Genomic DNA, 13,543 nt, shown 5'->3' on the forward strand with positions numbered 1-13,543 from the left:
ATGCCCCGATCTTTTTTAAGCCGCTTACAAGTGAGGGCCGAATAAATAAACTTTGCTCCCAGACCTTCTGCCGCCTTCGACAAAACGGTATCGGATGGCCGATGGAGGGGCCGCCGCCGCGGCGGAAGGGCGGTGCCCCCATCTCCGGCCTATTCGCGGTAGATCTCGTACATGTAGATGTCCTTGTCCCCCTTCCGGTCGTCGACCCAGACTATCCTGTCACTCCCGGTCCGGGGATCGGTCTGGTTCCCGGGACCGGTGAAGATCTCCATCTCCCTCCCGGTGGCCAAGTCCAGGGCCCGGATATCCCAGTCGCCGTTCCGATCGTCCTGCCAGACTAAAACCCCGTCCCGGAGGTGGGGCCTCGTCTGGTTAGACGGGTCGGAGGTGAGCTGCTCGACCTTGCCGGTGGCCAGATCGTGAGAGTAGAGGTCCCAGTTCCCGTTCCGGTTGTCCTGCCAGACCACCAGGGACCCGTCGGTGGTGGGATGGGTCTGGTCCCCGGGACCGGTGTAGACCGGCTTTCGGGTCGTCCCGGACCAGACGTAGATGTCCCAGTTCCCGTTCTGGTTGTCCTGGTAGACCACCAGGCTCCCGCCGACGGAGGGGTTCTCTCCCCTGGGCGGGATCGCCTCCATCGCCTCGGTGGTGTAGAGGGGCTTCTTCTGGATCCGCCATCCGAAGGCCGCTATGGGGAGGTCACCCCAGGCCAGGATCTCCTCGCTGATGGAGGGCCTCGAGGGGACGGTGATGCCCCTCTGGAGCTGGGTCCTGTTGACGGTGGGTATGTCCAGGGCCCTGATCGCCCAGGAGTTGAACTGCTCCTCGAGGTACATCCAGACGACGACGTCGTTAATTATGTCGGGGTACATGTCGAACTCCTTCCCCGCCGCCAGGGGCCACTCGACGTTCTCGACGAGGTTGTAGAGGTAGATGTCGGGGTTCTGAGTTCTGTTGTCCATCCATACGACCCAGTCGCCGCTGACGGCGGGGCTCGTCTGGTCCCCCGAGGCCTGACAGATGATGCTCGTCTGGTCGGAGCCGAGGTTTCTGTACCCGAACCTTCCGCTCGGCGAGATGAGCCAGGCGAGGCGCTGATCGAGGTCGAACTCCACCTCCCCGGGGCTCCGGGCCACCTCCTTGTCCTTCCAGGTGTTGGGGTCGAAGCTGTGGATCGACCAGCCTCCTTCGACGGGCTCCTGGTAGACGATCCTCTTTTCGTAGACCTTGGGGCTCGTCTGAACTCCGGGCCTGGAGTAGGCGCGCCCCCACTTCCTATCCCATAGGTAGTAGCTGATGTCCCCGGTCGTCGAGTCCTCCCAGACGATGATGTTTCCGCTGACGTGGGGGTTGATCTGGTCCCCCTCGCCGGTGAGCTTCGTCTCCTCGCCGGTGGCTAGGTCGCAGACGTAGACGTCCCACTCGCCGTTCCGGTCATCCTGCCAGACGAGGAGGTCGCCACTGATCGAGGGGTTGATCTGATCTTTAGGCCTCGAAGCGGGGGGCTTTATGGCCGCCCCGGCCAGGTCCTTCGCCGAGACGTCCCAGCTCCCGGTGGAGTTGTCCATCCAGGCGATCCTCCTCCCGCTGACGGAGGGGCTGACCTGGGCGCCCCGGCCGTCGGCGACGACGATCTCCTCCCCCGAGGTGAGGTTCAGGGCGAGGATATCCCAGTCGCCGTTCCGATCGTCCTGCCAGACGAGGAGGTCGCCGGAGGCGGCGGGGCTCCTCTGGTGGCCGGGTGCCCGGACCAGGGGCCGCTCGAACCGGGAGTAGAAGTCGAAGCCGAAGAGGTCCCAGTCCCCGCCCCGGTTGTCGGCCCAGACGATGAGGCTGCCGTTGGTGGCGATATCCGCCTTCCCCAGAAGGAGGATCGGGTCATCGGCCACCGATCTCGTCATGATCTGGGGCGTCCCCCGGCTGTAGTCCATCCATACCAGCCGGTCTTCGCTCAAAAACTGAGAGGCTCCAGCGAGGTTCACCAAGAAGGGAAAGCCCACCCCGTCGTTAGGCCTCTGGTGCAACGGCCCCGTGACGACGGGGATCTCCTTCATCAGATCGAGGTCGTAGAGGTATATGTCGTAGTCCCCGTTCCGGTCGTCCAGCCAGGAGATGAGCCTATCAAAGATGACGGGCTGGACCTGATTGTTGATGTCGGTGGTGATCACCATCTCCTCGTCGGTGAGGAGGTTCTTCCCCCGGATGTCCCAGTTCTCATTCCTGTCGTCCATCCAGACGATCAGATCCCCATGGAGCCAGGGAGCCTGCTGCTTTCCGGGGTCGGTCGTCACCTGAACCTCCGACCTGGTGGAGAGGTTGTAGACGAAGATGTCCCAGTTCCCCGCCCGGTTGTCCATCCAGGCCACCCGATCTCCGTGGATCATCGGCTGGGCCTTCTTCGAGGCGCCGGTCGTTATCTGGATCTCGGATCCGTCGGAGAGGTCGTGGACCCGGATCTGGTCGTCGCCGGTCCGGTCGTCGATCCAGACTACCCGGCCATCGGCGACCATCCCATACCACTGATCTGATGGGTCGTCGGTCACCCTCGTCTCCTCCCCCGTCCGGAGGTCGTAGACGAAGAGGTCGAGGTTCCCCGATCGGTTGTCGGTGTAGAGGATTATGTCGCCGCTGATGGAGGGGCTGCTCTTCTCGTCCTCCGAGTCGGTGATCTGAATCTCCTGGGATGTGGATAGGTCGATCATGTAGACGTTGAACTTCCCAGTCCGATCGTCGGTCCAGACCACCCGGTCCCCGTCGATCCAGGGGTTTGAGCTGTTGTGAGGGCCGGAGGCTATCACTTCGTCGGCCGTCAGGGTGAAGTCGAATATGTAAACGTCCGAGTCGGGGGCCCGGTGGTCGGACCAGACCACCCCCCTCTCCCCCAGGGCGGGATTCATCTTGACGGACCCGGGGCTGACGAGGGCCTCCTCGCCGGTATCCACATTGTAGAGGTAAACCTGAGGAACTCCGGCCCTGTGGTCCTGCCACGCCACGAGGTTCCCCTTCACCGAGGGGGCGGTCTGGAGCCCCGGCCTCTCGATCACCGTCTCCTGGCCGGTGGGGAGGTCGAGGATGACTATATCGTAGTCTCCGGTCCTGTTGTCGGACCAGACCACCAGATCGCCGTCGATGTCCGGGAATACCTGCTCCCCCGGACCCGTGGAGAGGGGGCTCTCCCGCCCGGCCTCGAGATCGTAGATGTAGATGTCGGAGTTCCCGTTCCGGTCGTCGGTCCAGACGATCAGGTCGCCGCTGATCTTCGGCTGGATCTGGTCTTTGGGATCGGTGGTGATCCTCCGCTCTTCGCCGGTCGCGAGATCGTGCATGTAGACGTTCCAGTTGCCGTCCCGGTCGTCCATCCAGACCACCCGATCCCCGTCGATGTCCGGGAGGAACTGGTTCCCGGGGGCTGTGGTGATCGGGGTCTCCGCCCGGGTGACGTAATCGTACATGTATATGTCCGCCTCCCCGGCCCTCATGTCCTGCCAGACGATCCGATGGCCTGAGACCGAGGGATGGTCCTGGTGGCCGGGATAGAAGCAGACGCCCCTCTCGGTCCCCGTCTCCAGATCGTACATGAATATATCGAAGTTGCCGCTTCTGTTGTCCGCCCAGGCGACGATATGGCCGTCTATGGCGGGCTGCTCCTGCAGGCCGCCCCACGTGCTGATGGGACGCTCTCTTCCCCCACTCAATCCGGACGCGACGCCTGCCATAAGCAACGCCGCCAACAATAAAATGATGATCCGCCTCGACATCTTAGCACTCATCCTGTCGAAGTTCAGCTGACTATCTCAACTCCGGGATGGTGGGGAGGGCGGATATATAAGGACTTACCTCTCCGCCGGGATTGCTGTCCTCTTTAGGAATATAAACCTCAATTTCATGGACAATGAGGGTAAATGCGGCGGGATCGGCACCCCACGGGGTGGCGGGGGGGCTACTTCCCCCGGACGACTATGGTGAGGACGTCCTCGTCGGTGAGGACGTGGTCGAGGCCCACCGACTGGCCCGGGAACTTGGCGCTCCTCCCCCAGACCTTGGCGTACCGGAAGAGGCGGACGAAATCCCGGTGGAGGTGCTCGCAGACGGTCCTCACCGTCGACCCGTCCAGGATCACCAGCGGATCCTTCATGTCCGCCTTTCCCCGCTGGGGCTTCAGGTATATCCTGATGAACCCGAGGGTATCGTATATCAGCTCCTTCAGCTCCTCTACCCCGACCCCCTTCTCGACGGAGAGGGGTATGAACTCTCTGGCTATCGTACTCTTGATATCCTCCCGGACGTCGTCGTACTCGAGGTCGATCTTGTTGATGACGGCGAGCTGAGGGACGTATATCCTGTTTCCGGCAAGGAAGTCGACGAGGGTCTCGGTATCCACGTCCTCCCGGATGGTGATGATCCCGTTGACGATCCCATAGGCCCGGAGGATCTCGGCGATCTCGACCTCGGTCATCTGGGTGAGGGGGATGGTGTTTCGGACGATGATCCCCCCCTTATCTGAGGGGCTGAGGGTGATGTCGGGGGGGACCTTATCGAGCCTGATCCCCGCCTCGTAGAGCTCCCGCTCCAGGACGTCGAGGCGATAGTTGTAGACGTCCCCCATCAGGAGGATTATGTCCGCTGCCCTCGCCGCGGTGATCACCTCCCGGCCCCTCCCCTTCCCCTTGGAGGCACCCTTTATGATCCCCGGCATATCCAGGATCTGGATCTTGGCGCCCTTGTACTCCATCACCCCGGGGATCACCTCCAGGGTCGTGAAATGGTATGCGCCCACCTCGGCGTAAGACCCCGTCAGAAGGTTGAGGAGGCTCGACTTGCCGACGGAGGGGTAGCCGACGAGGGCGACGGTGGCGTCCCCCGACTTCTTGACGTAGTAGCCCTTACCGCCGCCGGCACCTTTGATCCTCTGGAGCTCCTGCTGCGCCTTCAGCTTCGCTATCTTGGCCTTCAGCTTTCCGATGTGGTGCTCTGTGGCCTTGTTCTTCTGGGTGCTGAAGATCTCCTCTTCTATCGCCTGGATCTGCTCGTCGATCGTAGCCATCGGTAACCTGCCTATAAAGGGCCCCGGACCGCCTTTTCCGCCATTCGCCGCCGGGATGACGCATCTCTCAGCCCCCTGGAGCCCCTCAGATATTAATGGTTTGGTCACCCCACAGGGGTTCGGCGGCAGAAGGATGGGAGCCCCTCGCCCGGGCTATGGGACCGGGGCTGGGACGCCGGGCAGGAGGCGACCTCATATCGGCGGTGGCCGCCGAGGGCCGCCCGTCGGGGTCGGGCGGACCCCGCGGGAGGAGGAGCCAAAGGTATAAATATCGCCCCCCCATGACTATCCCCGATCCGGGGTATAGTATGAAGTGGCAAGGAAGTTCAAAGAGGAAGTTCACCGGCGGAAGGCTGATCTCAAACCGGGGAAAGCAGAAGCATGAGCTGGGGAGAGAGGCTGGAGAGCCGAACGTCGACACCACCAGAAAGAAGCAGATCAGGACCCGAGGCGGCAATATCAAGATGAGGCTCCTCCGATGCGACGTGGCCAGCGTCGCCGATCCCGTCACCGGGAAGTCGAAGATCGCGAAGATCGAACGGGTCAAGGACAACAGCGCGAACCTCAACTACATAAGAAGGAACATAATCTCCAAGGGCGCCATCATCAAGACCGATCTCGGAGACGCAAGAGTCACCAGCAGGCCCGGCCAGGATGGGGTGGTCAACGCCATCCTAGTCGCCAAGTGATGCCAATAACGAAGCAATTTTGATGTACCTGATCTTCAGGTGTTCCGGGTGCGGGCGCCACCTCTACGCCGAGGAGGGGTCCGCCACCAGGACCTGCCCCTGCGGGAAGAGGATCAAGCTGGGCCAGGTGAAGGTCCTCTCCCGGGCCAGGGATGAACGAGAGGCAGGAGACCTGGTGAGGGCCCTCCAGGTGGAGGGGCGCGGGATGACGGGCTTTTCTCCGGCGGGATGATCTAGCCGAGGCTTCTCATCCAGCTCTTGCGGCCGGGGGGGGCGGGAGCCGAAGGTCCTCTTTTCGTGACGGGCATCCCACGGGTCCAGTGCGGGGACCCTTCAATAAGTATATAAACCTCGGGAGATACGCCCGGACTGGGGTGATCAATTGTCGGAAGGGCATTTAAAAGCGTCATTGGTGGTGGCTGCAGCCTTGGTCCTGGCCTTATCGGGACCTCTCGCCTCGGCCACCCTCTGGAGTTCGGGGATTTACGGCCTTGGATACGGATCCTTCTCTTCGGCTTCTATGAGCGTCAGGTCGGAGGACGGGGTCGTTAAGCTCGGAAGCTACGGCATCCCGACGACCCCCCAGGTCTCAAAGGTGCCAGCGGTGCAGCTTGGAAGCTACGGCATCCAGGACGTCAAGGCGGCGGAGACCCCGGGGGCCCTCCAGCTCAGCGGCTACTTCCAGAACATGGGAAGCTATACGAACATGTACTTCACGCCGATCCTCGGCGGCACCTTCGGCGGTGGCGGCGGTAGCGGCGGCTGCAGCAGCTGCGGCTGATCTATCGAGAAGCCCGGGGGTGGGGAACCACCCATTTTTTTAACCATTTGGGATCCAGGACCAGGGCCTCCGGCCGAAGGATCCGGATTTATCCAAATCCAAGCCGCCTCAGATCCACCGGTAGTGGATGAGGACCTCGGGGACGAAGTCGTAGAGGAGGCTGTTCTCGACGTAACCGAAGAAGAGGCAGCCTCCACACTCCCGGACGATCTCCTCTCTCCTCCTCTTCGAGGCGGCCCAGACGGAGGCGAGCCCCTGAGATGCGTTCCCCAGGGGCTCCTTCTGGACCCTGCAGGCGTGGACCGTACCGTCGGAGGCGACGGAGAGGACGATCCCCGGAGCGTGGCACCGAAAATCCCGCCTCTGGTCCCGGACCATCTTGAGGTAGGTGATGGAGTTGATGATGGGGCCGCCCGTCCTCTTGATGTCGATCAGGCCGTCGATGGACCGCCGGTACTCGGGAAGGTCGGCTTTGCCGATGGTGTAATCGTCCCAGACCTCGCCCACGACCCCGGGGGCCCGGTGGACCGGCTCAAAGGAGATGAGGACGCCTAGCTCCTCCGCCAGGCGGACGAGCTCCGCCAGCTCCCCGAGGTTCTTTCTGCTGATGACGCAGTTGATCAGGACCCGGTGACCTGCCCTCCGGGCCGCCCTGATCCCCTCGAGGACCGGCTCCAGGGGAGCCCCCCGGATCTCCGGGTAGGAGCCGATCCCGTCGACGGAGACGGATAGAAGGTCGAGGCATGATAGGTCGCCGACCCGCTCGGATAAGAGGGCCCCGTTGGTGATGAGGGAGGTGACCATCCCCAGGGCCTTGGCGTGGCGGAGGATGGCGGGGAGCTCCGGCCGGAGGAGGGGCTCGGCGGTCCAGGCGTTGTAGACCCCTATCCCGAAGGATCGAGCGTCGTCCAGCATCGCGAATATTTCGTCCGAGGTCATCTCCGGGCCAGGGGTCCGCCAGTACTCGCAGAAGGGGCAGCGGAGGTTGCACCGGGCGTTGATCCCGTGGGATAGGACAAAGGGCCTCCTCCTCACCCTCATCTGGACGAGGGCCTGGAGGGCGACCTTGGGGTTGAAGGAGGCCATCTTCGCCTTCTCCCCCTCACTTCAGGAGCCGGGCCGGGACGACCTGCCCCGAGAGGAGGACGCTCTGGTCCTCGCCCCGGCGGATCAGCTCCGCCCGGCCGCCGCCCACCAGGACCTCGGGGCACCGGGGCTGGCCGTTGTAGACCGAGGCCATGGAGAAGCCGTAGGCTCCGGCGTCGAGCATCGCGATGAGGTCTCCACGCTCGATCCGGGGGAGGTTCCGATCCTTTGCCAGGACGTCCCCGCTCTCGCAGATGGGGCCGACGACGGTGTACCTCTCCTCCGCCCTCCCATCGGCCTTGTTTGCGACGACGACGTGGTGGTAGGCGTCGTAGAGCATCGGCCTTGCCAGGAGGTTGAAGCCGGCGTCGACGCCGACGAAGTTTACGTGGGCCCTCTTGACGACGTTCACCCTGGTGAGGAATATGGTGGAATCGGCGACGATGCTCCGCCCCGGCTCCAGGATCATCCTCGGGCTTATCCCGAGCCTCCGGCACCCCTCCTCGAAGACCGGCTTGATGCCGGATGCCAGCTGTGACGGCGTCGGGGCGGCCGTCTCGGGGGTGTATGGTATGCCGAGGCCGCCGCCGAAGTCCATCATCTCGATTTTGCCCCCGACCTCGACGATCCGGCCCGCCAGCTCCATCATCCTCGCCGCCGCCTCGACGAACGGGGCGGTATCGAGGATCTGGGAGCCGATGTGGCAGTGGAGGCCGACGGGTTTCACCCCTTCCAGGCCCATCGCCCTCTCGTATACCTCGACGAGATCCTGCCAGGGGATCCCGAACTTGGAGGTCTTCAGGCCGGTGGCGATCTTGGGGTGGGTCTTTGCGGAGACGTCGGGGTTGACCCGGAAGGCCACCTCCGCCTCCTCGCCCATCTCCTTCGCGACCTCGGCCAGGGCCAGAAGCTCATCTAGCGAGTCGGCGGAGATCCGGACCCCGGCCTCCAGGGCCATCTTTAGCTCCTCGGTCCTCTTGGAGTTGCCGTTGAAGAGGACCTTCTCACCGGGGATCCCCGCCATCCGCACAAGAGACAGCTCCCCGGCGGAGAAGACGTCCGCCCCCAGCCCCTCCTCCGCCAGAATCCGGAGGAGGGCCAGGTTCCCGTTCGCCTTGACGGCGAAGTAGATCAGAGCTTCAGGGAAGGCCTCCCGGTAGGCCCGGGCGTTCGCCCGCAGCCGCGCCTCGCTCGTCACGTAAAGGGGCGTTCCGAACTCCTCGGCGAGGTCGACGACGTCGACCCCGTCGATGGTGAGGTGCCCCCCTTCCGCCCTCAGGTGATCCTTCGTCCCGAACATACCTCTGGATGAAGGGGTCGGAGGCGTAAAATCTTTTTCCTGCCTTTCCGGTGCGAAGATCTCAGCCCGGCTCTTCGGAGGGCGGAGGAGAGGGGATCATCGCCACCTCCACCCCCGCCAGCTCTAAAAACCGGAGCGCCTCGTCGTCGGGGTAGGGGTTTCCGTAGACGACCCTCTGGATCTGAGAGTTGATGATGATCTTGGCGCAGAGGATGCAGGGCTGGTGGGTGCAGTAGAGGGTGGCGCCGCTGGTGCTGACGCCGTGGATCGCCGCCTGGATGATGGCGTTCTGCTCGGCGTGGACGGCGCGGCAAAGCTCGTGGCGGTATCCGCTCTCGACGTTCTCGCGGCGGCATCCGACCTCGAGGCAGTGGGGGAGGCCCATCGGGGCGCCGTTGTACCCGGTGGAGAGGATCCTCTTCTCCCTCACCAGGACGGCTCCGACTTGGTGGCGGAGGCATGTAGACCGGGTCGCGACGACGCTCGCGATCTCCATGAAGTACTCGTCGAGGGAGGGGCGGTCCATGGCCCCGGCTTTGATCCGATCCGATATCTCTCTTTCCGTTCCAGCCTCAAAACTTCTTCCGCCAAGACAAAACCGGCCCACCTCCGCCCTGCCGCCCCTCGGCCATCCTGGATCCTCGCCGTCCCCACCGCGGGGCAGCCTGGCGGGGACGGCCGAGGGCGGAAAGTTAATATCACCATCTCGATCGATGGTGAGGCCATGACGATTCACTGGGCCGATGTGGCGGCCGAGAAGCTCGCCGACCGGAGCCCCCATACGGTGGCGACGGGGATCACCCCCTCAGGCCAGATCCACCTCGGCAATATGCGGGAGGTCATGACCGCCGACGCCGTCTTTCGGGCGATCCTCAGCCGGGGCGGCGAGGCCCGGCTGATATACATAGCCGACACCTACGACCCCCTCCGGAGGCTCTATCCCTTCCTGCCGAAGAGCTTCGAGGAGCACGTGGGTAAGCCCCTCTCCGAGATCCCCTGCCCCGAGGGGTGCTGTGAGAGCTACGCCGACCACTTCCTCCTCCCCTTCTTCGACTCCCTGGAGAGGCTGGGGATCAGGCCCGAGGTCTACCGGGCAGACCGGATGTACAAGGACGGCCTCTACGTCGACGCCATCAAGACCGCCCTCCTGAAGAGGGACGATATAGCGAGGATCCTGAAGGAGGTCTCAGGGAGGGACCTTCCCGCCGACTGGTCCCCCCTCGACGCCATCTGCGAGAGCTGCGGGAGGCTGAACAGCACGAAGGTGACGGGATTCGACCTCGAAGGCGAAACGGCCGAGTACGTCTGCCGGTGCGGCCAATCGGGGACGGCGAGCTTCCGGGGCGGGGGGAAGCTCGCCTGGAGGGTCGACTGGCCCGCCCGGTGGTCGATCCTCGAGGTCACCGTCGAGCCCTTCGGAAAAGACCACGCCACCGCCGGGGGATCTTACGACACCGGGAAGAGGATCTCCGAGGAGGTCTACGGGTACCCCGCCCCCTACCCCGTCGTCTACGAGTGGATCCACCTGAAGGGGAAGGGGGCGATGCACTCCTCCACCGGGATCGTCGTGACGATCCGGGATATGCTGGACGTCGTCCCGCCGGAGGTCCTCCGCTACCTGATCATCAGGACGAAGCCCGAGAAGCACATCGAGTTCGACCCCGGCCTCCCCCTCCTCACCCTCATCGAGGAGTACGACCGCAGGGCCGGTGAGGAGAGGGCCATCGAGCTATCGAAGGTCGGGGCGGAGCAGGCTACCGCCATACCCTACCGGCACATGGTGACGGCGGTCCAGATCGCCGGAGACGATCCCGAGAAGCTGATGGTGGTCCTGGAGAGGAGCGGCTACGACACCTCGGAGGGGGACCGGATCCTCTCCCGGGCCGCCAACGTCAGGGCCTGGCTCGACAGGTACGCGCCCCCCTTCGTAAAGTTCCACCTCCAGGAGGCCCTGCCGGCGAAGATCAAGAACGTCGAACCCGAGCTCCGGGAGGCCCTCGGCGCCCTGGCGGGGAGGATCGAGGGGAAGGGCGCCGAGGAGATCCACAACGAGGTCTACGCCGTCGCCGAGGAGAGGGGGATCGAGGCAAAGGAGCTCTTCAGCGCGATATACGTCGCCTTCCTGGGGCAGAAGCAGGGGCCGAAGGCCGGGTGGTTTTTGGCGAGCCTCGACGGCGAGTTCGTGCGGGAGAGGCTCCTCGCAGCCGCCGCCGATTAGGTCAGGCGGGATGGAGGAGGTCGCAGAATTGACAGCGGGTCCAGAGGGGACCGAGGGGCAAAGGCCATGCCCCGGGGCGGCAGAGAAGGAGGCGGCATCATGAGGAAGAAAACGGAGGATAAGGTCGCCGTCTACCTGGCCGGCCCCCTCTTCAGCCGCGCCGAGGTGGAGTGGGCCGGATCTCTCAAGAGGGAGATGGAGGCGGCCCTGGGGGAGAGGATCGAGGTGATCTGGCCCTTCGAGGTCGCCTCCGGATCGAAGGGGGAGATCTTCCAGGCGAACCTGGCGGCCCTCATCAGGTCTCCCCTGATGGTGGCGGTCCTGGACGGCCCCGCCGTCGACGACGGGACCGCCTGGGAGGTGGGCTGCCACTTCGCCCTCTTCGGCCGGCGGGCGATCGGGATCAGGACCGACGTCAGGAAGGCTGGGGAGGCCCCCGACTCCAGGGTGAACCTGATGATCGAGGAGGCGTGCAGGGCGGTGGTGGGGGAGGTCGGGGTCCTCCTCCGGGAGCTTGCGGCCGCCCTGGAGGAGGTCTCCCCGCCAGAGTTGAACGCCATCGGTCCGAAGGCCCCAGAGCCTGCAGAATGACGACGGCAAGGCCGATCCTCAACGAGCCCCTCCTCCTGGTGGAGGGGAGGAGAAAGGTGCTGGTGGCCGCAGACCTCCACATGGGGATCGAGCACCAGCTCTGGCTCGGCGGCGCCAGCGTCCCCAGCCAGACCGGAAAGATGCTGGCGGGGCTCAAGCTCCGGGTAGGCGAGGTGGAGCCCGATCGGGTGATCCTCCTCGGGGACGTCAAGCACAACCTCCCCTGGACCTCCTTTCAGGAGAGGAGCGAGGTCCCCTCCTTCCTCCAGGCGCTATCCGACATGGTCGAGGTGGAGATCGTCGCCGGAAACCATGACTTGGGGATAGCTGAGCTCGCCCCGCCGGAGGTGTCCGTCCATCCCCCCGGGGGGGTGGTCATCGACTCCGTCGGCTACTTCCACGGCCACACCTGGCCCGACCCGGAGGTCTTCAGGGCGGAGATCCTGGTGGCCTCCCACCTCCATCCGGCGGTGAGGCTCGCCGACCGGATCGGCTCCGGCCCCCCCGAGAGGGCTTGGGTGAGGACGCCCCTCTCCCGGGAGGGGCTGAGGGAGGAGTACGGCAGGGATCTCGAGGGACCCGAGATGACGATCGTCCCCGCCTATAACCCCCTCTGCGGGGGCTATCCCCTCGACGCCGCCACCCGGGAGGACCGGGGTCCGATTCCTAGGATGGCCCGCCTCGACCTCTCCAGGGTCTACCTACTGGACGGGACGGACCTGGGGAGGCTCGACAGGATACGGCTCGTCCAGGCGAAGAGGACCGGGAAGCTCCGCTGAAGTTATATCTCCGGTATGCTTCAACGAAGGCATGGAAGAGAGAGAGAGGCTTCTGGAGCTTTTGAGGACGAGGGCGCTCCGGGTGGGGAGGATCACCCTCTCCTCGGGGAGGGTGAGCGACTACTACGTCGACGCCCGGGAGGTCGTCCTCCACCCCGAGGGGGCGTACCTGACGGGGAGGCTCCTCCTGGAGAGGATCGACCCCGAGGCGGTCGCCGTTGCCGGGATGACCCTGGGGGCGGACCCGATAGTAGCGGCGATAGCCGTCGTCGGCCACCTCCAGGGGCGAGACCTCTCGGCCCTGATCATAAGAAAGGAGCCGAAGGGCCACGGGACGGGGAAGTACGTCGAAGGTCCGACCCTCCCCGAGGGGTCTAAGGTGGCGGTCGTCGACGACGTCGTCACCACGGGGTCGTCTTTGATAAAGTCGATCGAGCGGCTGAGGGGCGAGGGATACCGGCCGGTCCAGGTCCTCGCCATCCTCGACCGGGAGGAGGGCGGAAGGGAGAGGCTGGAGGCCTCCGGCTACAGCTTGAACTGCCTATTCACCAGGGGTGACCTCCTCGCCAGATAGGGGCGTTAGCTGACGTTCAGCTGCCTATTGCTCCGATCGCCGCAGACGATGTGGCGAGACCTCCCCTCGGGATCGGTGTAGGTCACCTGGGATCTGACGTGGTAGAGGCCCGGAGCCTCCCCCCTCACCAGATAGGCGAACTGCGCCGAGCCACCGGGCGATATGTTCACCGACGAGGGCCCCGCACTCTGGGCCGAGAGGCCGGGGGGGACCGCCGGGACGACGGAGACGTCCAGGGCGGATTCGCCGGTGTTGCCGAGGCGGAGCATCACAGAGACTTCCTCCCCTAAACCAGCATGGTAGCGGTCCAATTGCTGCTCTACGTGGATCCCCACCACCATGAGGGACAGCAGGACCGGAACCATGAGAGCCGTCTTCATTGAACCCCGATTTTGTGACGGCGAGATTTAAAGGTAGCTTTCATATAAGAGCTACGTGAGACCTCCGCGTGACCTTTCCGTCCCGGAAGGGACACAAAAAT

At 64.4% G+C, this 13,543-nt stretch carries 13 protein-coding genes; 7 read left to right on the forward strand and 6 right to left on the reverse strand.

Annotation, left to right across the window (positions count from 1 at the left end):
- Nucleotides 1-149: 149 nt before the first annotated feature.
- Nucleotides 150-3,716 carry a biopolymer transporter Tol gene (locus MHAR_RS00565; RefSeq protein WP_143763208.1) on the reverse strand — a complete coding sequence of 1,189 codons (3,567 nt, stop codon included), beginning with the start codon at nucleotides 3,714-3,716 and terminating at the stop codon, nucleotides 150-152.
- A 224-nt stretch (nucleotides 3,717-3,940) separates the two neighbouring features.
- Nucleotides 3,941-5,044 (reverse strand): OBG GTPase family GTP-binding protein, encoded by a 1,104-nt coding sequence (locus tag MHAR_RS00570; protein WP_014585693.1) that lies wholly within the window; start codon nucleotides 5,042-5,044, stop codon nucleotides 3,941-3,943.
- A gap of 308 nt (nucleotides 5,045-5,352) precedes the next feature.
- Between MHAR_RS00570 and MHAR_RS00575 the strand changes: the two genes are divergently transcribed.
- The 3 genes from MHAR_RS00575 to MHAR_RS00585 all read left to right on the forward strand — a co-directional run bounded on the left by MHAR_RS00575 (nucleotide 5,353) and on the right by MHAR_RS00585 (nucleotide 6,514).
- Nucleotides 5,353-5,733 carry a 30S ribosomal protein S8e gene (locus MHAR_RS00575; RefSeq protein ID WP_048144716.1) on the forward strand — a complete coding sequence of 127 codons (381 nt, stop codon included), beginning with the start codon at nucleotides 5,353-5,355 and terminating at the stop codon, nucleotides 5,731-5,733.
- 22 nt (nucleotides 5,734-5,755) lie between these two features.
- Nucleotides 5,756-5,965: a DUF1922 domain-containing protein gene (locus tag MHAR_RS00580; RefSeq protein ID WP_014585695.1), complete on the forward strand. Its 210-nt coding sequence runs from the start codon at nucleotides 5,756-5,758 to the stop codon at nucleotides 5,963-5,965.
- A gap of 183 nt (nucleotides 5,966-6,148) precedes the next feature.
- Nucleotides 6,149-6,514 (forward strand): hypothetical protein, encoded by a 366-nt coding sequence (locus MHAR_RS00585; RefSeq protein WP_143763209.1) that lies wholly within the window; start codon nucleotides 6,149-6,151, stop codon nucleotides 6,512-6,514.
- Nucleotides 6,515-6,622: 108 nt separating this feature from the next.
- Here MHAR_RS00585 and MHAR_RS00590 read toward each other — a convergent pair whose 3' ends face one another.
- The 3 genes from MHAR_RS00590 to MHAR_RS00600 form a co-directional block, all read right to left on the reverse strand.
- Nucleotides 6,623-7,600: a radical SAM protein gene (locus MHAR_RS00590; protein ID WP_014585697.1), complete on the reverse strand. Its 978-nt coding sequence runs from the start codon at nucleotides 7,598-7,600 to the stop codon at nucleotides 6,623-6,625.
- A gap of 16 nt (nucleotides 7,601-7,616) precedes the next feature.
- On the reverse strand, nucleotides 7,617-8,900 hold the full coding sequence (lysA, locus tag MHAR_RS00595) for a diaminopimelate decarboxylase (protein WP_014585698.1): 1,284 nt from the start codon (nucleotides 8,898-8,900) through the stop codon (nucleotides 7,617-7,619).
- 61 nt (nucleotides 8,901-8,961) lie between these two features.
- Nucleotides 8,962-9,426 (reverse strand): deoxycytidylate deaminase, encoded by a 465-nt coding sequence (locus MHAR_RS00600; protein WP_048144193.1) that lies wholly within the window; start codon nucleotides 9,424-9,426, stop codon nucleotides 8,962-8,964.
- 198 nt (nucleotides 9,427-9,624) lie between these two features.
- Between MHAR_RS00600 and lysS the strand changes: the two genes are divergently transcribed.
- The 4 genes from lysS to pyrE all read left to right on the forward strand — a co-directional run bounded on the left by lysS (nucleotide 9,625) and on the right by pyrE (nucleotide 13,062).
- On the forward strand, nucleotides 9,625-11,118 hold the full coding sequence (gene lysS / locus MHAR_RS00605; RefSeq protein ID WP_014585700.1) for a lysine--tRNA ligase: 1,494 nt from the start codon (nucleotides 9,625-9,627) through the stop codon (nucleotides 11,116-11,118).
- A 99-nt stretch (nucleotides 11,119-11,217) separates the two neighbouring features.
- Complete coding sequence (locus MHAR_RS00610; RefSeq protein ID WP_048144717.1) at nucleotides 11,218-11,709, forward strand: nucleoside 2-deoxyribosyltransferase; 492 nt, start codon at nucleotides 11,218-11,220, stop codon at nucleotides 11,707-11,709.
- Nucleotides 11,706-12,488 (forward strand): metallophosphoesterase, encoded by a 783-nt coding sequence (locus MHAR_RS00615; protein ID WP_014585702.1) that lies wholly within the window; start codon nucleotides 11,706-11,708, stop codon nucleotides 12,486-12,488. The genes MHAR_RS00610 and MHAR_RS00615 overlap by 4 nt, the downstream gene beginning before the upstream one ends.
- A 31-nt stretch (nucleotides 12,489-12,519) precedes the next feature.
- On the forward strand, nucleotides 12,520-13,062 hold the full coding sequence (gene pyrE / locus MHAR_RS00620; protein ID WP_014585703.1) for an orotate phosphoribosyltransferase: 543 nt from the start codon (nucleotides 12,520-12,522) through the stop codon (nucleotides 13,060-13,062).
- Between the two features lie 5 nt (nucleotides 13,063-13,067).
- Here pyrE and MHAR_RS00625 read toward each other — a convergent pair whose 3' ends face one another.
- Nucleotides 13,068-13,442 (reverse strand): hypothetical protein, encoded by a 375-nt coding sequence (locus MHAR_RS00625; RefSeq protein WP_143763210.1) that lies wholly within the window; start codon nucleotides 13,440-13,442, stop codon nucleotides 13,068-13,070.
- Between the last annotated feature and the right edge of the window lie 101 nt (nucleotides 13,443-13,543).

The sequence above is a fragment of the Methanothrix harundinacea 6Ac genome (assembly GCF_000235565.1).
Lineage (GTDB): Archaea > Halobacteriota > Methanosarcinia > Methanotrichales > Methanotrichaceae > Methanocrinis > Methanocrinis harundinaceus.